This is a genomic window from Haloferax sp. KTX1 (assembly GCF_902410085.1).
Taxonomy (GTDB): Archaea; Halobacteriota; Halobacteria; order Halobacteriales; family Haloferacaceae; genus Haloferax; species Haloferax massiliensis.
The window spans coordinates 1-18,642 of the sequence record NZ_CABPRH010000012.1; the positions used below are offsets into that span (position 1 = coordinate 1).

Sequence of the window (18,642 nt, forward strand, 5' to 3'; positions counted from 1 at the left end):
AACAAGCAGAAGACGGCATACGAGTTTGCCTCTTGTCTCGTGGGCTCGGAGATGTGTATAAAGAGACAGCCTCGCACGTCCCCGTTTGAGGGTCCCCCGCCCGCGGCGACGCCCGCACGGTCCCGCGGCACTTCGTCTTTTCAAGGCGACGCAGACGCCCCGAGCGACCGCTCCCGCGCCGCCGTCACCGGGTCGGGTCGGAGTCCCGTCAGGGGATTTATGCACGTCGCCCGCCTACTGCACGTCGATGGAACAGTCCGAATCGGCGGACGGACCGCCGGTGGAGGCGCTTCGCGCCGTCTTCGACGTTCACGAGGTGCGGTCGGACGGTCGCCGTCGAATCTACTACGGCGAGTCGCTCGTCCCCGAGCAGATGCTCGTCCGCGAGATCTGGCCGTCGTTCCGGGGGGCCGGCTACGACGTGCAGGCGCAGGTCGCGGAACTCGGGGAGACCGACGTGGTCGTCGTCGAACCCGCCTCGCAGGGCATCGAGGGAGTCCCGTGGAAGAACATCGCGCTGTTCGCGCTGACGGTGCTCTCGACGCTGTTCGTCGGCGCGTACGCGTGGTACTACATCCCGCTGTCCGAGATCACCGCGAACCCGCTCGTGTTGCTTCGGGCGTGGCCCTTCACCGCCGCCGTCCTCGGCGTCCTCTCGGTCCACGAACTCGGCCACTACGCGGTCGGCCGATACCACGGCGTCAACGTCTCGCTGCCCTACCTCATCCCGTTTATCTTCCCGTTCGGCACGCTCGGTGCCATCATCCGCATGCGCGGGCAGATGCCCGACCGGAAGACGCTGTTCGACATCGGCGTCGCCGGCCCGCTCGCCGGCCTCTGTGCGACGGTCGTCGTCACTATCATCGGCCTCTCGCTCGAACCGATGACCGTCCCGAGCGAGGTCCTCGGCCGGTCCGGGGACATGATCGTGTTCAACAACCCGCCGCTGCTCGACGCCATCGCGACCGTGCTTAATCGGCCGACTGAGTACGCCGATCCCCGGACCGTCGTCCACCCCGTCGTCATCGGCGGCTGGGTCGGGATGTTCTTCACGGTCCTCAACCTGCTCCCGGTCGGCCAACTCGACGGCGGCCACATGGTCCGGGCGATGCTCGGCGAGCGGCAGGAGTCGCTGGCGGCGGCCGTGCCGCTCGTCCTGTTCGGCATCGCCGGCTACCTCCACTACGTCCGCGGCCTCGGCCTCAACCAATCCGTCGGCCTGTGGTTCTTCTGGGGCCTGATGTCGACGTTCATCGCCTACAACGGCCCGGCGAAGCCGATAGACGAGACGCCGCTCGGAACGGGACGGATGGCCGTTGGCCTCGTTACGTTCGCCCTCGGCGCGGCGTGTTTCCTCCTCGTGCCGATTCAGGTCATTCCGGGGTAGCGCGCGAGTCGCGGAGTAGAGCGGTTTCGACCCTGTGAAACCCCCCAACGAGACTGTGGCGTCCGTCGGACAGCATGATCTTCAGTAGACAGTTTCAACGGCACCTATGGATAGAATCGAACTCTATCACGTCGTCGGACTGTTCCTTTTGGCGATGATGACACTAACGGCCGATTTCTCCGGGTTCACGTTCCCAGCGAGCATATTCGGCGGCCTCGCGCAGATTGTCTCATACGCGGTGATGGTCGTCGCTCCGTCGTACGTTCTCGCAGACACCGTAACCCACCTGACCGACAGGTAGTTGGTCTGTGTTCAGCGCGGCTTCAACGACCGGACAGTAAGCGTAGTTGCCAACCGCGTCGGCTAGTCGCCACCGTGGGTGTAGCCGCGGTCGGGCACGGCCTCGCCGTCGGCGACGACGGCCTCGGCGGATTCCGATTCCTCGACGACGTTCCCGACCACCGTGAGCGGCACGTCGGTCGCATCGCGGGCGGCGTCGAGCGCCGACTCGGGGAGCGTAAAGACGAGTTCGAAGTCCTCGCCGAAGAACGCCGCAAGGTCGCGTCTGTCGGCGGAATCGGTGGCGGCCTCGGCGACGGCGTCGTGGACCGGGAGCGCGTCGAAGTCGAGTTCGAACCCACAGCCGCTCGCCTCAGCGAGCTGGTGGACCGACCGGGCGAGGCCGTCGCTCGAATCCATCATCGACGTGGCCGACCCGCGGAGGGCGACGCCGGCGGCGACGCGGGGCGTGAACCGAAACAGGTCGTTCGCGCGGACGGTGTCGCCCGCCTCGAACAGGCGGACGGCGGCGGCGGAGCGACCGAGTTCGCCCGTGACGCAGAGCAGGTCGCCCGGCTCCGCGCCCGAGCGGCGAACCGGGTCGTCGGTGCGGCCGATGGCCGTCGTCGCCGTCGTGAACTCCCGGTGGGTGTCGAGGTCGCCGCCGACGTACGACGCGCCGACCGCCTCGCAGACGTCCCGCGCGCCCCGGACGAAGTCGCCGAGTTCCGTCTCGTCGAGTTCGACGGCGGCGTAGGCGGCGACGGCGCAGGTGGCGCTCGCGCCCATCGCGGCCACGTCCGACAGCGACGCGCCGACGGCGCGCCAGCCGGCGGTGTAGCGGGTCGTCCCGGCGGGGAAGTCCGTCGTCTCGTGGAGCATGTCGGTCGTGACGACGAGGTCGTCGACGACGGCGGCGTCGTCGCCGGCACCGGGGAGGTCCGCGGCGAGCAGTCTGAGAGCGGCACGCTCGTCCATGTCTCGGACGTGTCGGGCGACGCGGAAATGTCCATCTATCCGCCGGTGAGCGGCGTCACGGGTTCGGACGACGAGGTGCGGAACGGCGACGGCGTCCGCGACGGACCTGTTTCTCGGCCGTCGAATCCGGTGACTTAATGCCCGTCGTAGACGCATCCCCAGCAAATGGCCCGCGAGAACCTCCGCGCGACGGTGCTCGGTTTCGCAGCGGCGGTCGTCGTCTTCGCCGTCCTGTTCTACTTCGCGGGCGTGGACGAGCTCATCGACCGGGTGACGATGGCCGAGCCGACCTATCTGGTCGCCATCCTCGCCATCACGCTCGTGTGGCTCGTCGCGTGGGGGGCGTCGCTGAAGACCGTGCTCGGCGTGCTCGGCGTGGACATCTCGGTCGTCCGCTCGTTTCTCATCTTCACGGGCGCGACGTTCTCGAACAACATCACCCCGTTCGGGCAGGCGGGCGGCGAGCCCGTGACCGCCCTCCTCATCTCCCGGAGCGCCGACACCGAGTACGAGACCGGGTTGGCGGCCATCGCCAGCGTCGACACCGTCAACTTCGTCCCCTCCATCACCATCGCGCTCATCGGCGCGGGCTACTACGCCACGGAGGTGACGCTCGGCCGCAACCTCGAAATCGCGCTCGTCGCCGTGGTCGGCCTCGCCGTCGGCGTGCCGGCGGCCGTCTACGTCGCGTGGAAGCGCCGCTACGACCTCGAACACCGGCTCATCGGCGTCCTGACGCCGGTCATCCGAACCGTCTCGCGGTACGTCCCGCGGGCGTCGGTGCCGTCGAACGACGGCATCGAGCGCCGCATCAACGGCTTTTTCCGCTCTATCGAGCGCGTCGGGCGAAACCCGCGGGGACTGGCGGTCGCGCTCGGCCTGTCGGGGGCCGGGTGGTTCTGCCAGATGGTCGCGCTCTGGGTGGCGTTCCACGCCATCGGCGCGCCCATCGCCTTCTCCATCGCGCTGTTCGTCGTCCCCATCGGGGCCATCGCCGGCGTGACGCCGCTTCCCGGCGGCGCGGGCGGCATCGAGTGGACGCTCGCCATCCTCGTCGCCGCCGCGAGCCCCGCCGTCTCGTTCGACGTGGCGACCGCGGGCGTCGTCGTCTTCCGCGGGTTCATCTACTGGGTGCCCGTCGTCCTCGGCGGCCTCGTGATGAGCACGGAGAGCGCGCGCGGGTGGCGGTCCTGACGGCGCGGTACGGGCTGTCACCCCGGCGCACGCCGGGCGGGGCGCAGGAGCCTCCAACCGCCCGTATCGGGCGAATACGATGCCTTTAAACGCCGCGATTATGAACCAATAGCCATGGTAACCATCTATGACGTCCCGGCGGACGCCCTCATCGACGAGGTCGCCGGACGACTCGAGGACCGTATCGAGCAACCCGACTGGATGGCCTTCGCGAAGAGCGGCCAGACCCGCGAGCTCCCGCCCCAGCAGGACGACTTCTGGTACGTCCGCGGCGCGAGCCTGCTCCGCAAGGTCGCCATGAACGGCCCCGTCGGCGTCGACCGCCTCTCGACCGAGTACGGCGGCCTCAAGCGCGGCTCCAACCGCTACAGCGTCTCCGGTGCGCACAGCGACGCCGGCAGCAAGAACATCATCCGCACGCTCCTCCAGCAGCTCGAAGAGGAGGGCCTCGTCGAGACCGCCAAGGGCGAGGGTCGCCGCATCACCGCCGAGGGGACGAGCTTCCTCGACAACGCCGCGTCCGACGTGCTCTCCGACCTCGACCGTCCGGAACTCGAACGCTACGCGTAGAGCCGCCGACACACACCGAGAGTTCTTCTTCGACGGCGGATTCCCCGAGAGCCGTCTGTATGCGGGTCCGTAATGGTTTTCAGACATCGGACCGTGCGCTAGGGTATGAGTGGCAGTCCCGACGATGAGCGACTGGAGGAGCTTCGAAAGAAGAAGATGCAGGAACTCCAGGAACAGCGGGGCGGCGGACAGGGTTCCGCGGAGCAACAGCAGGCCGAGGAGGCCGCCCAGCAGCGCGCCGAACAGCAGAAGCAGGCGCTTCTCAAACAGCATCTGACCGACGAGGCCCGCCAACGGCTCAACGCGGTGCAGATGTCCAAGCCGGAGTTCGCAGAGCAGGCCGAGCGGCAAATCGTCGCCCTCGCCCAGAGCGGGCGCATTCAGGGCCGCATCGACGACGACAAGATGAAGGCGCTCCTGAAGGAGCTGCAGCCCGAGTCGAAGAGCTTCAACATCCGCCGCCGGTAACACGTGGAACTCGCGCTCCTCTACAGCGGCGGCAAGGACTCCTCGCTGGCCGCACTGCTTCTCGACGCCTTCTACGACGTGACGCTCGTGACCGTCCACTTCGGGGTCACGGAAGACTGGACGCACGCCCGCGACGCGGCGGCCGAACTCGGCTACGCCTTCGAGACGCTGGAACTCGACCGCGAGGTCGCGGCGGCGGCGACCGCCCGCATGGTCGAAGACGGTTACCCCCGCGGCGGCATCCAACACGTCCACGAACACGCGCTCGAAGCGGTCTGCGGCCTCGATTTCGACGCCGTCGCCGACGGCACCCGCCGCGACGACCGCGTCCCCTCTATCTCGCGGGCGCAGGCCCAGAGCCTCGAAGACCGCCACGGCGTCGACTACCTCTCGCCGCTTTCGGGGTTCGGCCGCGGCGCGGTCGACCGCCTCGTGGCGTCGCACCTCGACGTCGAAACCGGGCCCTCCGAGGAGATTCCGAAGGCCGACTACGAGGGCGAACTCCGCCACCTCATCGCCGCCGAACACGGGCGGGCGGCGGTCGACGAGGTGTTCCCGGACCACGTCCAGAGCTACGTCCACGGCCGGCGCTGAGGGCGGCCCCCGCGCTCGGCCGCCGGCCCGACCGCCCGTTCCCCCGGCTCGTACCGCGTCGTTTTTCACCCCGCCGCGCGCCGGGTGAGTCATGGACCCCGGCATCGCCTACTCCGTTCTCGCCGCGTTCGTCTGGGGCATCTACATCTTCGCCCTGAAGCGGTACTTCCCGGGCTACTCCGGGGCGGTTCTCACGGTCGTCGTCAACGCCTTCGCCGTCGTCCTGTACCTCCCGGTCACGGCGGTGACGTACGACCCGGAGGCGGTCCCCTCGCTCGCCGAACTCGGCGCGACGGGCGTGGGAATCGTCGCCGGCACGGCCGCGCTCGTCGGCGTCGCGCTCATCCTGTTCGTCGACGCCCTCGACGCCGGCGACGTCTCCTACGTCGCGCCCATCAACAAGCTCGTCCCGGTGTTCGTCCTCCCCATCGAAATCCTGTTTCTGAACCAGCTCCTGACGGGGATGCAGGTCCTCGGCGTCGCGGTCGCCACCGTCGCCGTCTACGTCGCGAACTACGAGGGCGGGGCGTTCCTCGACCCGCTTCGGCGCGCGGTCCGGTCGCGGCCCGCCCAACTCGCGCTCGCCAGCGCGGCCTGTTACGCCGTCAGCGACGTGGGAAAGCGCGTGGCGCTCCAGGAACTCGGCATCCCGACGAGCGTGTTCGTCCCGGTGCTTTTCGTCGGCGCGGCGCTCGCCGTCCTCCCGGTCGCGGTCCGCGACTGGCCGGGGGTCCGCGGCGACCTCCCGAAGTTCGCCGCGGCGGGCGCGCTCGTCGCCGTCGGCGAACACGTCACGTCGACCGCCTTCGGACTGGTGCCGGCGAGCATCGCCTCGCCCATCGTCAACACGCAGGCCATCGTCGCCGTCGTCCTCGGCGGGGTCGTCCTCCGGGAGGCCCGGTTCGGCACGCGCCTCGCCGCCGCCGTGCTCGCGGTCGTCGGCGTCTCGCTCATCGCGCTCGGCGACGTGGCGGCGCTCCGCGCCCTCGTCGGGTAGCCGCCCTCGCCCCGAACAACAGGTTTCAAGCGCGACCTTCGCCAACCAACGCGCATGTACGACCGACTCAAGGGATTTCGTGACTTCTACCCCGGCGAGATGTCGGCCCGGCGCGAGGTCGTCGACACCGTCGAGACCGCCGCCGCCCGCTACGGCTTCCGCGAAATCGGGACGCCCCACCTCGAACGGACCCAGATGTACGTCGACAAGTCCGGCGAGGAAATCGTCGAGGAGCTGTACGCCTTCGAGGACAAGGGCGGCCGCGAGGTCGCGCTCACGCCCGAACTGACGCCGACGGTCGCCCGGATGGTCGTCGCCAAACAGCAGGCGCTGTCGAAGCCCATCAAGTGGGTCTCGACCCGGCCCTTCTGGCGCTACGAGCAGGTCCAGCAGGGTCGCTTCCGCGAGTTCTACCAGACCAACGCCGACATCTTCGGCTCCACAGAACCCGAGGCCGACGCCGAGATTCTGGCTTTCTGTGCCGACGCGCTGACCGACCTCGGGCTCACGGGCGACGACTTCGAGTTCCGCGTCTCCCACCGCGACATCCTCGGCGGCCTGCTCCGGTCGTTCGACGCCGACGTGGACGTCGCCGACGCGGTCCGCGCCGTCGACAAGTCCGAGAAGGTCGAACGCGCGGAGTACCTCGGCCTGCTTTCGGACGCCGGCCTCTCGTACGACCAGGCCGGCGAGTTCGCCGACCTCATCGAGCGCGGCGACCTCGACGAAATCGCCGCGTTCGGCGGCGACGACGTCGCGGCCGCGGTCGAGAACCTCCGGAACGTCCTCGCCGCCGCCGACGACTTCGGCGCGGGCGAGTTTTGCGAGGTGTCGCTGACAACCGCCCGCGGGCTGGACTACTACACCGGCGTCGTCTTCGAGTGCTTCGACTCCACGGGCGACGTGTCGCGGGCGACGTTCGGCGGCGGCCGCTACGACGACCTCATCGAGTCGTTCGGCGGCCAGCCCACCCCCGCCGTCGGCGTCGGCATCGGCGGCGCGACGCTCCAACTGCTCTGTCAGCGCGCCGGCGTCTGGCCCGACGAGGAGCTGGCGACCGACTACTACCTCCTCACCGTCGGCGACACCCGCGGCGTCGCCTCCGACATCGCCCGCGACCTCCGCGCGGCGGGCAACGTCGTCGAAGTCGACGTGTCCGACCGGAGCTTCGGCGCGCAGATGTCCTACGCCGACTCCGTCAACGCCGACACGGTCGTCATCGTCGGCGAGCGCGACCTCGAAAACGGCGAGGTGACGGTCAAGGACATGGCGAGCGGCGACCAGACCACCGTCCCGGTCGACGACTTCCCCGGCGACCGCGACGCGCCGACCTACGAGGACTACGAGTAGGCCGACCCGCCCCGCGATTCCCGCGCCCCGATACCGGCGCGCGCCCTTTTGTTTCCGCCCGTCGTACTGGCAGGCGACATGTACGACAGGATTCTCGTCCCGCTCGACGGCAGCGCCCCCGGCGACGAGGCGCTCGACCGCGCCATCGACCTCGCCGCGACGGCGGGCGCGACGCTCTACGCCCTCTACGTCGTCGACGAGCGGGTGCTCCACGCCACCCAACTCGACGCCGGCGGCCTCGTCCGCGCCTACGAGGAGGAAGGCGAGCGCATCGTCTCCGAGGCCGTCGAGGCGGCGGAAGCGGCCGGTATCGAGGTCGTCACGGCCGTCGAACACGGCTCGCCGCACCGAGCGATTCTCCGGTACGCCGAGGAGATAGACGCCGACCTCATCGTGATGGGCACCCACGGCCGCCGCGGCATCGAACGCTACCTGCTCGGGAGCGTCACCGAGCGCGTGCTCCGGATGGCCGACGTGCCGGTGCTCTCCGTCCGCAGCGAGGACTCGCCGGTCGAAGACGAGTGAGCGAGATGGGGTGAACCGCGCCGCGACGGCGCGGGTGGCGTCGGTTAAGTAGTCCGCCGGGAAAGCACCCGGCATGCGCGCCTTCCGCGTCGCCTACGACGGACGCCCGTACCACGGGTTCCAGCGACAGCCGGACGTGCCGACCGTCGAGGACGCCCTCTTCGACGCCTGCCGCGCGCTCGGCGTCTGCGACGACGACGAGGAGCCGGCCGGCTACGCCGCCGCCGGGCGGACCGACGCGGGCGTCTCCGCGCTCGCCCAGGCCGTCGCCTTCGACTGTCCCGACTGGTGTACGCCGCGGGCGCTGAACTCGGAGCTTCCGGGGACGGTCCGGACGTGGGCCGCCGCCGACGCCCCCGACGACTTCCACGCCCGACACCGTCCGACCCGGCGGGAGTACGTCTACGACCTCCACGCCCCGACGGAGGGGTTCGACGACGACCGGGCGAGAGACGCCTTCGACGCCTGCCGCGGCGAACACGACTTCCACAACCTCACGCCCGACGACCACGGAACGGTCCGGGCCATCGACGGCGACCTGACCCGCGACGGCGACTTCCTCCTCGTGCGCGTCGAGGCCGGCGGCTTCGCACGCGAACTCGTCCGCCGACTCGTCTCGCTCGTCCGCGCCGTCGGGTCCGGGTCGGCTCCGCCGTCGAAAGTCGACGACGTGCTCGGTCCCGCCCACCTCCACGGCCCCGAAGGAGTCCCGGCCGCGCCGCCGACCCCCCTGCTTCTCACGGCGGTCGACTACCCGAGCGTCGAGTTCGACGTGGACTCGATGGCCGCCGAGAGCACGGTCGCGGCCTTCGGCGAACGGGCGCTCGCGGACCGCATCGGCTGGCGCGTCGGCTCGCGCATCCGCGACGGCGTCCGGCGAGAAGCGGGCGACCGCACCGTCGGCGACGGCCGAGACCGCAGTTGACGGACGCGCGAGGAGTCAATAGCCCTCCGGAGCGGTTGGGGTCGCACATAGCAACGTTATCGTGACTCGGGCGCGAACCGTTCGACCATGTGCTACGACGCTGTCATCTTCGACAACGACGGCGTGCTGACGAAGCCGACGCTCCTCGAAGTCCAGCGGGAGGCGGTCAGACGGGCGTTCGCCGAGTTCGACGTGGAGCCGACGACCGAGACGGTCGACGGGGTCATCAACGGCGGCCTCACGCGCCTGCGCCGCATCTGTGCGGTCCACGACGTGCCGGTCGAGGAGTTCTGGTCGCGCCACGAGACCCACGCCGCGGCGACCCAGCGGACGTGCCTCGAAGACGGAACGAAACCGCTGTACGACGACGTGACCGCCCTCGACGACATCGGTCACCCGCTGGCGGTCGTGAGCAACAACCAACACGCGACCATCGAGCACATCCTCGACGTGTTCGACATCGGCGACCGCTTCGAGGTGGCCTACGGCCGCGACCCGACCGTCGAGGGCGCGCGGGTGAAGAAGCCGGACCCCCACTACATCGAGCGCGCGATGGGCGAACTCGGCGTCGATTCGGCGCTCTACGTCGGCGACAGCAACGTCGACGTGGTCGCGGCCGACCGCGCCGGCATCGACTCGGCGTTCATCCGCCGGCCGCACCGCGACGGCTACCAGTTGGCCGCCGAGCCGACCTACGAACTCGACTCGCTCGACGAACTGCTCGCGGTGTGCTGAGCGCGGGAGGACGACCCCCGCGACCCCGCGCCCACTGCGACCCCGCGCCGCGTGCCCGCGGCGGCCCCGTCCCACGTATCGACCAGTAGACACATCACGCGGCTCGCCGTCTGCTGTCACATGGACCGGTCCACCGCGTGGGACGCCACCCTCCGCATCGTCTTCGGCCTGTTTATCATCGGCGTCGGCAACGCCATCGGCGGCTTTCTCGCCAGCCTGACGGGTATCGCCGGCCTCGCGCTCTACCTCCTCATGGCCGTGCCGACGTTCGTCTGCGGGATGTACTACGTCGTCATCGGAGCCGGAATGGTCGTCGAGGCCGCGACCGAACGCGCGCTGTCGCAAGCTGACCTGACGGTCGAGGTCGCCGACGCCGACAAAGGCGGCGAGCACGACGAACGCGGCGACGACTCCGAGCCGTCCGCGGACGACTGACCGGCGCTACTCCCAGCCGTCGGGCCAGATACCCGCGGCCTTCATCCCCGTCTCGAAGTCGGCGTCGCGGAACGCCGCGGCGAGTTCGTCGTCGTCGAGGCGCGGAACCTCCCCGTCGGCGGCCGCCGCCGCGAGTTCGCGGACGACGAGCGCGGCGAGCATCCCGTGTTCGCGGACGTTTCTGTCGTCGACCTTGTCGCGGGTGTCGGCGTGGGTGTGGCCCCAGCCGCGGCCGCGCTCGCCGCTTTCGCTCCTGAGCTGGAGCGCCGGGACGCCGGCGCGGACGAACGGCCACTGGTCGCTGAACGGGTGCGGTTCGGGTTCGATTTCGACCGGGTGGCGCGTCTCGTTGCCGACCCGGGTCGCCACCGCGGCGGTCGCCTCGGAGGTGTGGCTGTGGGCGACGAGGTCGCGGAACCGCCCCGCGCCGTCGACGTTGACGACGGCGGCGACGCGGTCGAGGTCGAGGCGGTCGGCGAGGTGTTCGGAGCCGGTCAGACCCAGTTCCTCTGCGCCGACGCCGACGACGCGCACGCCGAGGTCGAGGTCCATCTCGGCGAGCAGTCGCGCCGCGGTGACGACGACCGCGATGCCGCAGCCGTTGTCGAGCGCGCCCTCGGCGATGTCGTGGGCGTCGAAGTGGGCACACAGGAGGAGTTCGCGGTCTGTGTCGGGGCCGACGCGACCCTCGACGTTCCGACTCTCGCCGGGCGTCGTCTCGGCGTCGACCGCGAGGGTCGCCTTCCCGCCGCGGGCCGCGTAGTCGGTCAGCCACGACCCGGTTTCGGCGCTCACGCCGACCGCGGGGGCGGCGGCCTCCTCGTCGTAGCGGAGCGCCCCGGTCGGCGGGAGTTGCCCGGGGACGTGGTTGACGAAGACGAAGCCGACCGCGCCGGCGTCGATAGCGTAGTTGAACTTCTCCATCCGGTGGACGAAGCGGCCGCCTGCGGGGGTGGTCGCGCTGGCGACGGCGAGCGCGCCGTCCACGTCGGCGGCGTCGATTTCGCTCGGCGTGCCGTAGCCGACGTCGACGAGCGGGCCGGCGACGGTCGCCGGCGGGGCGTACGGGAGCGCGACGGCCTCGAAGCGCCGCTCGTCGGGCGCGGTGAGGTCGAGCGTCGTGTCGCCGCGGGTCCAGCGGGCCATCTCGAAGGGGTCGAACTCCACGCGCCCGACGCCCGCGTCGGCGAGGGCGTCGGCGACGAGCGCGCTCGCGCGGCGGTCGCCCCGCCCGCCGGCCATCCGGTCGCCGATGGCGGTCAGGTCGGTGAGGAACGCCCACGGGCGGTCGTCGGCCCACGTCCGGGCGAACGCTTCGCGGACCGCGGGAGAGAGGTCGTCCATAGCACCCTCACACGCCCGCCGGTCAAAGTGGTTTGCGCCGTCGGACAGACCCGGGCGACGGCCGCGCCCGCGCCCGACACCGCAGCCGGGACCGACGCCCGGAGTCCGAAAATCGCCCACAACATCTAACCCAGTTGACGTGGTACGAACGACCGCCATGCCTACATGTCAGAACTGCAATTCTTTCGTCACGGAAGGCTACGTCAGGGTGTTCGCCCCGGAGGGCATGGATGACCCCCGCGTCTGCCCGCACTGCGAGGACTTAGTCCGGGACGGCTCGCAGGTCCGAGAAGCGAGGGCGACCCGACACTAACCGCGTCGCGGCCGCCCGCTTCGACCCCGGACCGCCCCTCGATTGATAAGGCTTACCAGCCGCGCGCGCGTCGAATTACCCGACATGAGTTCGGTTCCCGAGCGGAGCGACATCGACGAGGAGTACAAGTGGGACCTCGACAGCATCTACGCCTCCGACGACGAGTGGGAGGCGGCGTACGAGGACGTCGCGGAGCGCGTCCCCGAGCTGGCGAGCTACGAGGGTCGCGCCACCGAGGACCCCGAGACGCTCCTCGAACTCCTCGAAACGATGGAGTCCGTGCTCCGCGAGGTGTCGATGGTCGTCTCCTACGCGAACCTCCGCAGCAGTCAGGACACCCGGAATCAGGAGTACCAAGCGCAGGCCGGCCGCGCCGAGGCACTGGCGTCGAAGGCGCGGAGCGCGGTCAGCTACCTCGACCCCGAACTGCAGGAACTCGGCCGCGACGGCGTCGACGAGTTCGTCGAGGAAGAACCCGAGCTGGCGGCCTACGAGCACTACTTCGACGACGTGCTCCGGACGAAGGAACACACCCGCTCCGCGGAGGTCGAAGAAGTCCTCGCCGACCTCTCGGACGTGACCGGCGCGTCCAGCGACATCTACTCGATGCTCGCCAACGCCGACCTCGAATTCCCGACCGTCGAAAAGCCCGACGGCACGTCGGTCGAAATCACGCAGGGCAACTTCACGAAGCTCCAGAAACACCCCGACCGCGAGTTCCGCCGGACCGTCCACGAGGAGTTCTACGACCGCTGGGCCGACGTGCGCAACGCCGTCGGCACCTCGCTGAAAAACAGCGTCAAGAAGGACGTGAAGACCGCGCGCATCCGCGACTACGAGACCGCCCGCGAGTCCGCCCTCGACGGCCCCAACGTCCCCGTGGCGGTGTACGACAACTTACTCGACACCGTCCGCGACAACCTCGGCCACCTCCACCGCCACGCCGAGTTGAAGCGGGAGGCCATCGGTGCCGACGAACTCAGGATGTGGGACCTGTACGTCTCGCTCACCGGCGACCACGGCCCCGAGATTCCGTACGAACAGGCGAAGGAGTACATCGTCGAGGCCGTCGAACCGCTCGGCGAGGCCTATCAGGAGCGGATGGCCGAGGGGCTCGACGACCGCTGGGTCGACGTGTACGAGAACCGCGGCAAGCGCTCCGGGGCGTACTCCGCGGGGACCTACGACACCCAGCCGTTCATCATGATGAACTACCAGGACGACGCGGCCTCGATGTTCACGCTCGCCCACGAACTGGGCCACTCGATGCACTCCGAACTCGCCAACGACGCCCAGCCGTGGCACGACGCGAGCTACGACATCTTCACCGCCGAAGTCGCCTCGACGGTCAACGAGACGCTCCTGACCGAGTACCTCTTGGAGAACGTCGACGACGACGAACTCCGGACGCACGTCCTCGACGAGTACCTCGAACGGTTCCGCTCGACGCTGTTCCGCCAGACGATGTTCGCCGACTTCGAGCTCCAGATTCACGAGATAATCGAGGACGACGGCGCGCTCACGCCCGACCGCTTCGACGAGCTGTACGGCGACCTGAAGGCGGCGTACTACGAGCCCGCGGCGACCGACGACCGCATCGCCCGCGAGTGGATGCGCATCCCGCACTTCTACTACAACTACTACGTCTACCAGTACGCGACGGGCATCTCGGCGGCGGCGGCCATCGTCGAGCGCATCCGCGAGGAGGGCGAGTCGGCCGCGGCGGACTACCGCGAGGCGCTCGCGCTCGGCGGGAGCGAGTACCCCCTCGACGTGCTCCGGACCGCCGGCGTCGACATGACCGAGCCCGAACCCATCGAGGACGCGATGTCGGTGTACGGCGAGTTCCTCGACGAGGCCGCGACGCTCCTCGACCTCGAATAAACCGAAAATCGCGGCGGCGGCTCAGCCGACCTGCACGAGTTTGGCCTGCCCGGACGCGCTGTTGATGTGGACGTTGTACTCGCCGCGGTCGTCGGCGGCGTGGACGACCCACGCGGTCCGCTGTTGCGACGGCGCTTCGATGACGGCGTCGTCGTGGCCGGCGTGTGCGAGCTTTTCGCGCGCGATGCGCTGTGCGTCGAGCGGCGACCGGACGGACTGCTCGCCGTCGCGAAGCCGAATCGTCGTCACCGGGACGCTGGCGAGTCGGCCGACGCGCTCGGCGACGCTCCCGTTCACCAGCCGGTCGACGCCCTCGCGGCCGTGGGTCCCCATCACGATGAGGTCGGCGCGGTGCGTGTTGGCGAAGTCGGCGATTGACGCCGCGGGGTCGCCGACGAGGATGCTCGTCTCGATGTCGACGCCGCGCTCCTCGGCGCGTTCGGCCACGTCCGCGAAGGCGCGTTCGCTCCGCGACTGCGAGCGCTCGCCGTCGTCGTCGGTGTCAACGGGCGGTCGAGCGACGTACAGCGCGTGAACGGACGCGTCGACCGCGTCCGCGAGGCGAACCGCGTGACTCGCCGCGTTCATTGACTCCGGGCTGGTGTCGACGGGAACGACGATTTTGGTGTACATTTGTTGGCCCTCCTGAGCCAGGATACGCGGGGAACGGAGTAATATCGCGTATTCGGTTCTTATATTTCGAGAACGACCGGGGCGGTATGTAGCCCGGTGCGCCCTCTCTCCGGTAAGCGCCGCACGCGACGGCGTCATCACATTATGAATGACGGATGGAACATCGTCGTCTGCGTCAAGCAGGTACCCGATGCGGACGACGTCACGATAGACCCCGACACGGGGACGTTGAACCGCTCCGACGCGCCGGCGGTGCTGAACAAGCCCGACCACAACGCCGTCGAGTCCGCGCTCGCGCTCCGCGACGCCGTCGGCGGGACCGTGACCGCGATCACGATGGGGCCGCCGCCGGCCAGCGCGGTCCTACAGGCGGCCGTCGCCGCGGGCGCGGACGGCGGCGTCCTGCTCACCGACCGCGCGTTCGGCGGCAGCGACACGTGGCCCACGAGCCTCGCGCTCGCGCGGGCGGCCGAGGAACTCGACGCCGACGTGGTCATCTGCGGCGAGGAGAGCACCGACTCCTCGACCGGACAGGTACCGCCGGGCATCGCCGCCCACAACGGCTGGTCGCAACTCACCTACACCGAGTCCGTCGACCCCCGACCCGACGAGGGCGTCCTCGTCGGCACGCGGGACGTCGAAGGCGGCTACGAGCGCGTCGCCGCCGCGCTCCCCGTCGTCGTGGCGATGGTGTTCGGCGCGAACGACCCGCGACCCGCCGGGTTACACCGGAAGATATTCGCCGAGACCGAGTTCGAACCGGTCCAGTGGACCGCCGCCGACCTCGAAATCGAAGACCGGGTCGGCCTCGTCAACTCGCCGACGAAGGTCGGCGGGATGGACACCGCCTCGCCGGTCGAACGCGAGCGGACGCGCGTCGACAGCGTCGAAGCGCTCTACGACCACCTCGCGGAGGTGCTCTAGATGAGCGCCGCGAGCGGGCCGGAAATCGACGTCGCCGACTACCGGGACGTCTGGGTGTTCGTCGAACAGCACGAGGGAGAGGCCGCGCCGGTGTCGTGGGAACTCCTCGCGAAGGGGCGCGAACTCGCCGACGAGACGGGCGAATCGCTCGTCGCGCTCGTCGTGGGCGACGGCGTCTCCCACCTCGCCGAGGAGGCGGTGGCCCGCGGGGCCGACCGCGCGCTCCTCGCCGACGACCCGGTGTTCGAACCGTACCGCGCCGACCCCTACGGCGAGCAGTTCCGCGCGCTCGTCGAGGCGCGCAAGCCGAGCATCGTCCTCATCGGCGGGACCCACACCGGCCGCGACTTCGCGGGTCGGGTCGCCGTGCCCGCCCACGCCGGCCTCACGGCCGACTGCACCGAACTCGCCGTCGACGAGGCGGGACTCCTCCTCGCGAGCAGACCGACGTTCGGCGGGAGCGCGATGGCGACCATCAAATGTCCCGCCCACCGCCCGCAGATGGCGACGGTCCGCGCCGGGGTGTTCGACGCCGGCGAACCCGCCGAAACAGCCGCGAACGCGGCCGACGCCGTCGAATCGGTCGAGGTCGTCGTCGCCGAGGAGGACGCGCTCTCGACCGTTCTCGAACGTGTCGTCGGCGGCGTGGTCGACATCACCGACGCGGACGTCATCGTCGCCGGCGGCGCTGGCTGTGAGGGCGACGTGACGCCGCTGGTCGAACTCGCGGAGGCGCTCGGCGGCGAGGTCGCCGCCACCCGCGCCGCCGTCGAGGAGGGCTGGGTCGAACCCGCGCGACAGGTCGGCCAGACGGGCAAGACCGTCCGACCGCACCTCTACGTCGCCGCGGGCATCTCGGGGGCCGTCCAGCACCTCGAAGGGATGAACGGGAGCGACGTGGTCGTCGCCGTCAACACCGACCCCAACGCGCCCATCTTCGAACACGCCGACTACGGCATCGTCGGCGACCTCCACGAGGTGCTTCCGGCGCTGACTGCGATGGTCCGCGAGAAGCGGGAGGTGGCGGCATGAGCCCCGAGGCGACCACCGCGGGCGGCCTGCAACGCCCGACGCTCCGGACCGAGACGCCGAACTACGACGACGCGTTCGACGCCGTCGTCGTCGGTGCCGGACTGGCCGGGACCGCGGCGGCGCTGACGATGGCCCGCGACGGCCTCGACGTGCTGATGCTCGAACGCGGCCCCGCGGCGGGGACGAAGAACGTCTTCGGCGGCGTGCTCTACACGCCGACGATTCGGGAGTTAGTCGACATCGACGGCGCGCCGCTCGAACGCTACGTCGCCGAGAAGCGCTTCTCGATACTCTCGTCAGAGGGCGACGAGACCGCGGTTTCGATGCGGCCCGGCGCGTGGCGCGACGAGCCCCACAACGACTCCTACACCGTCCTCAGACGGCGGTTCGACGAGTGGTTCGCGAAGCGGGCGGTCGAGGCCGGCGCGACGCTCGTCACCGAGACGACGGTCACGGGGCTCCTCCGCGACGGCGACGCTATCGTCGGCGTGACGACGGACCGCCCGGACGGGGAGATTCACGCCCCGGTCGTCGTGCTCGCGGAGGGAGCGAACTCGCTGGTGAGCGAGGGCGCGGACCTCAAGGAACGCCCCGAGCGCGACGCGGTCGCGGTGTCGGTCAAAGAGGTGTTCAAACTCGACCGCGACACCATCGACGACCGCTTCCGACTCGACGGCGACGCCGGCGCGGCCTACCAGTACTTCGGCGAGGGGGCCGTCGGAGAGGCCGTCGGCGGCGGCTTCGTCTACACGAACAAGCGCTCGGTGAGCGTCGGGGTCGTCTACCGCGTCGAAGACGCCGCGGCCGGCCAGACGCCCGAGGCGACGCTCGACGCCTTCGAGTCGCACCCGGCGGTCGCCCCGCTCATCCGCGGCGGCCGACGCATCGAGTACAGCGCCCACGTCGTCCCCGAGGGCGGCGCGCGCGCGATGCCCGACCTCGTCCACGACGGGGCGGTCGTCGTCGGCGACGCCGCGGGCCTCGTGCTGAACAGCGGCGTCCACCTCGAAGGGACGAACATGGCCGTCGAGAGCGGCTACCACGCCGGGAAGGCCATCGCGGCCGCGCTGGCGGACGACCGGAGCGACGCCGAGGCGCTCGCCGCCTACGCGCGGGACCTCGACCAGTCGTTCGTGGTCGAGAACCTCCGGCACTACGACTGGTTCCAGCGGACCATCGCGGCCGACCGGCAGTTCCTCTTCGAGGACCTGCCGCGCGCGCTGGCCAGCGCCGAGACGGAGTACTTCAAGATGGACCGCGCGTCGAAAGACGAACACACGGGCGCGGCCCGCGACCACCTCGTCGCCGCCGCCGGCGGCTGGTTCGGCGCGGCGAAACGCGCCTGGCGCTTCCGGAGGATGTTATCATGAGCACCGCACAACCCCACGTTCCCGACGTGAGCATCGAAGACCGTCTGTACACGGTCAAGTACCGCGACGCCGGCGAGTCACACCTCGGCGTCGAGAACCCGGACGTCTGCGCCGACTGCACCACAAACGAGTGCACGTCGGTCTGTCCCGCGGCGGTGTGGACGGTCGACCCCGACGGCGACGGCGTGCCGTCCATCGCCTACGAGAACTGCCTCGAATGCGGGACCTGCCGCTACGGCTGTCCGTACGACAACGTCGAGTGGACCTATCCGAAGACCGGCGGCGGCGTCGTGTTCAAGCAGGGTTGACAGAACCAGTCCGCTGATTTCAGAGGATTCGGCTCCCCTACCTTCCCAAACCGAGATATAGTTGGACAGCCAATATGTTCTCGGGGACGTGACTGATGTCAGACGAGTGTTTCCGATTGAATCTGGGGGAGCAGACCGGTGTCGACGAAGTGGTACTCGGCTTTCGCAAGGACGGAGCGTTCTACGAGTTGCTGACGGTCTCGCCGCCTATCGAAGCCGAGGTTCGGTGCCTGTTGAACGAAATCATACGGCACGAGAATTAACCAGCCGTTTCCGCGAGTACGACGGCGCGCGCTGTCGCTCGCTCACGCTGTTGGTCCCGATGAGAACCGACGGAGCCGTCGCTCCGCGCGAATTTCGTCGCGCAGAAACGGGCCGGGAGGGAGTTGAACCGAGC

Annotated in this window: 20 protein-coding genes; 17 read left to right on the forward strand and 3 right to left on the reverse strand. The window is 69.7% G+C overall.

The genetic code is table 11. The annotated features are described in order from the left end of the window. The first annotated feature begins 247 nt into the window (after positions 1–247). Positions 248–1,387: a site-2 protease family protein gene (locus tag FY251_RS16610; RefSeq protein ID WP_148416187.1), complete on the forward strand. Its 1,140-nt coding sequence runs from the start codon at positions 248–250 to the stop codon at positions 1,385–1,387. Between the two features lie 106 nt (positions 1,388–1,493). Beyond that, entirely contained in the window at positions 1,494–1,688 is a 195-nt protein-coding gene (locus tag FY251_RS16615; RefSeq protein ID WP_148416188.1) for a hypothetical protein, read from the forward strand. A 62-nt stretch (positions 1,689–1,750) separates the two neighbouring features. On the opposite strand, the gene thiL is transcribed toward FY251_RS16615, so the two are convergent. Next, positions 1,751–2,644, reverse strand: a complete 894-nt coding sequence (gene thiL / locus FY251_RS16620; protein ID WP_148416189.1) for a thiamine-phosphate kinase — start codon at positions 2,642–2,644, stop codon at positions 1,751–1,753. Positions 2,645–2,809: 165 nt separating this feature from the next. Between thiL and FY251_RS16625 the strand changes: the two genes are divergently transcribed. The 10 genes from FY251_RS16625 (at position 2,810) to FY251_RS16670 (ending at position 10,437) form a co-directional block, all read left to right on the forward strand. Further along, positions 2,810–3,838 carry a lysylphosphatidylglycerol synthase transmembrane domain-containing protein gene (locus FY251_RS16625; protein WP_148416190.1) on the forward strand — a complete coding sequence of 343 codons (1,029 nt, stop codon included), beginning with the start codon at positions 2,810–2,812 and terminating at the stop codon, positions 3,836–3,838. Positions 3,839–3,952: 114 nt separating this feature from the next. Continuing rightward, a complete protein-coding gene (locus FY251_RS16630) occupies positions 3,953–4,408 on the forward strand; it encodes a 30S ribosomal protein S19e (protein ID WP_148416191.1) in 456 nt (151 codons plus the stop codon). 105 nt (positions 4,409–4,513) lie between these two features. Then, on the forward strand, positions 4,514–4,876 hold the full coding sequence (locus FY251_RS16635) for a DNA-binding protein (RefSeq protein ID WP_089776939.1): 363 nt from the start codon (positions 4,514–4,516) through the stop codon (positions 4,874–4,876). A 3-nt stretch (positions 4,877–4,879) separates the two neighbouring features. Further along, positions 4,880–5,470: an alpha hydrolase gene (locus FY251_RS16640; protein ID WP_089776940.1), complete on the forward strand. Its 591-nt coding sequence runs from the start codon at positions 4,880–4,882 to the stop codon at positions 5,468–5,470. Positions 5,471–5,561: 91 nt separating this feature from the next. Next, positions 5,562–6,467, forward strand: a complete 906-nt coding sequence (locus FY251_RS16645; protein WP_148416192.1) for an EamA family transporter — start codon at positions 5,562–5,564, stop codon at positions 6,465–6,467. 54 nt (positions 6,468–6,521) lie between these two features. Further along, positions 6,522–7,817: a histidine--tRNA ligase gene (hisS, locus tag FY251_RS16650; RefSeq protein WP_148416193.1), complete on the forward strand. Its 1,296-nt coding sequence runs from the start codon at positions 6,522–6,524 to the stop codon at positions 7,815–7,817. Positions 7,818–7,895: 78 nt separating this feature from the next. After that, positions 7,896–8,342 (forward strand): universal stress protein, encoded by a 447-nt coding sequence (locus tag FY251_RS16655; RefSeq protein WP_148416194.1) that lies wholly within the window; start codon positions 7,896–7,898, stop codon positions 8,340–8,342. A gap of 73 nt (positions 8,343–8,415) precedes the next feature. Beyond that, positions 8,416–9,267, forward strand: a complete 852-nt coding sequence (gene truA, locus FY251_RS16660) for a tRNA pseudouridine(38-40) synthase TruA (RefSeq protein ID WP_148416195.1) — start codon at positions 8,416–8,418, stop codon at positions 9,265–9,267. 87 nt (positions 9,268–9,354) lie between these two features. Next, complete coding sequence (locus FY251_RS16665) at positions 9,355–10,002, forward strand: HAD family hydrolase (RefSeq protein ID WP_148416196.1); 648 nt, start codon at positions 9,355–9,357, stop codon at positions 10,000–10,002. 120 nt (positions 10,003–10,122) lie between these two features. Further along, complete coding sequence (locus FY251_RS16670) at positions 10,123–10,437, forward strand: hypothetical protein (protein ID WP_148416197.1); 315 nt, start codon at positions 10,123–10,125, stop codon at positions 10,435–10,437. Between the two features lie 6 nt (positions 10,438–10,443). On the opposite strand, the gene FY251_RS16675 is transcribed toward FY251_RS16670, so the two are convergent. Beyond that, complete coding sequence (locus tag FY251_RS16675) at positions 10,444–11,781, reverse strand: M28 family metallopeptidase (protein WP_148416198.1); 1,338 nt, start codon at positions 11,779–11,781, stop codon at positions 10,444–10,446. Positions 11,782–12,178: 397 nt separating this feature from the next. On the opposite strand from FY251_RS16675, the gene pepF reads away from it, so the two are divergent. Next, positions 12,179–13,978, forward strand: a complete 1,800-nt coding sequence (gene pepF / locus FY251_RS16680) for an oligoendopeptidase F (RefSeq protein ID WP_148416199.1) — start codon at positions 12,179–12,181, stop codon at positions 13,976–13,978. Between the two features lie 21 nt (positions 13,979–13,999). On the opposite strand, the gene FY251_RS16685 is transcribed toward pepF, so the two are convergent. Beyond that, positions 14,000–14,611, reverse strand: a complete 612-nt coding sequence (locus FY251_RS16685) for a universal stress protein (RefSeq protein WP_148416200.1) — start codon at positions 14,609–14,611, stop codon at positions 14,000–14,002. Between the two features lie 144 nt (positions 14,612–14,755). Between FY251_RS16685 and FY251_RS16690 the strand changes: the two genes are divergently transcribed. The 4 genes from FY251_RS16690 to FY251_RS16705 are packed head-to-tail and all read left to right on the forward strand — an operon-like array spanning position 14,756 to position 18,245. After that, complete coding sequence (locus FY251_RS16690; RefSeq protein ID WP_148416201.1) at positions 14,756–15,535, forward strand: electron transfer flavoprotein subunit beta/FixA family protein; 780 nt, start codon at positions 14,756–14,758, stop codon at positions 15,533–15,535. Continuing rightward, on the forward strand, positions 15,536–16,567 hold the full coding sequence (locus FY251_RS16695; RefSeq protein WP_148416202.1) for an electron transfer flavoprotein subunit alpha/FixB family protein: 1,032 nt from the start codon (positions 15,536–15,538) through the stop codon (positions 16,565–16,567). Then, entirely contained in the window at positions 16,564–17,937 is a 1,374-nt protein-coding gene (locus tag FY251_RS16700) for an FAD-dependent oxidoreductase (protein ID WP_148416203.1), read from the forward strand. The genes FY251_RS16695 and FY251_RS16700 overlap by 4 nt, the downstream gene beginning before the upstream one ends. Next, positions 17,934–18,245, forward strand: a complete 312-nt coding sequence (locus FY251_RS16705) for a ferredoxin family protein (protein ID WP_058566271.1) — start codon at positions 17,934–17,936, stop codon at positions 18,243–18,245. Before FY251_RS16700 ends, FY251_RS16705 begins: the two co-directional genes overlap by 4 nt. Positions 18,246–18,642: the final 397 nt, after the last annotated feature.

Coding starts and splice junctions, on each gene's coding strand:
- truA (WP_148416195.1), top strand. CDS start 8,416: ATGCGCGCCTTCCGCGTCGCCTACGACGGACGCCCGTACCACGGGTTC.
- FY251_RS16685 (WP_148416200.1), bottom strand. CDS start 14,611: ATGTACACCAAAATCGTCGTTCCCGTCGACACCAGCCCGGAGTCAATG.
- FY251_RS16690 (WP_148416201.1), top strand. CDS start 14,756: ATGAATGACGGATGGAACATCGTCGTCTGCGTCAAGCAGGTACCCGAT.
- FY251_RS16635 (WP_089776939.1), top strand. CDS start 4,514: ATGAGTGGCAGTCCCGACGATGAGCGACTGGAGGAGCTTCGAAAGAAG.
- hisS (WP_148416193.1), top strand. CDS start 6,522: ATGTACGACCGACTCAAGGGATTTCGTGACTTCTACCCCGGCGAGATG.
- FY251_RS16700 (WP_148416203.1), top strand. CDS start 16,564: ATGAGCCCCGAGGCGACCACCGCGGGCGGCCTGCAACGCCCGACGCTC.
- FY251_RS16675 (WP_148416198.1), bottom strand. CDS start 11,781: ATGGACGACCTCTCTCCCGCGGTCCGCGAAGCGTTCGCCCGGACGTGG.
- FY251_RS16655 (WP_148416194.1), top strand. CDS start 7,896: ATGTACGACAGGATTCTCGTCCCGCTCGACGGCAGCGCCCCCGGCGAC.
- FY251_RS16610 (WP_148416187.1), top strand. CDS start 248: ATGGAACAGTCCGAATCGGCGGACGGACCGCCGGTGGAGGCGCTTCGC.
- FY251_RS16695 (WP_148416202.1), top strand. CDS start 15,536: ATGAGCGCCGCGAGCGGGCCGGAAATCGACGTCGCCGACTACCGGGAC.
- FY251_RS16630 (WP_148416191.1), top strand. CDS start 3,953: ATGGTAACCATCTATGACGTCCCGGCGGACGCCCTCATCGACGAGGTC.
- FY251_RS16670 (WP_148416197.1), top strand. CDS start 10,123: ATGGACCGGTCCACCGCGTGGGACGCCACCCTCCGCATCGTCTTCGGC.
- thiL (WP_148416189.1), bottom strand. CDS start 2,644: ATGGACGAGCGTGCCGCTCTCAGACTGCTCGCCGCGGACCTCCCCGGT.
- FY251_RS16645 (WP_148416192.1), top strand. CDS start 5,562: ATGGACCCCGGCATCGCCTACTCCGTTCTCGCCGCGTTCGTCTGGGGC.
- FY251_RS16625 (WP_148416190.1), top strand. CDS start 2,810: ATGGCCCGCGAGAACCTCCGCGCGACGGTGCTCGGTTTCGCAGCGGCG.
- FY251_RS16615 (WP_148416188.1), top strand. CDS start 1,494: ATGGATAGAATCGAACTCTATCACGTCGTCGGACTGTTCCTTTTGGCG.
- pepF (WP_148416199.1), top strand. CDS start 12,179: ATGAGTTCGGTTCCCGAGCGGAGCGACATCGACGAGGAGTACAAGTGG.
- FY251_RS16665 (WP_148416196.1), top strand. CDS start 9,355: ATGTGCTACGACGCTGTCATCTTCGACAACGACGGCGTGCTGACGAAG.
- FY251_RS16705 (WP_058566271.1), top strand. CDS start 17,934: ATGAGCACCGCACAACCCCACGTTCCCGACGTGAGCATCGAAGACCGT.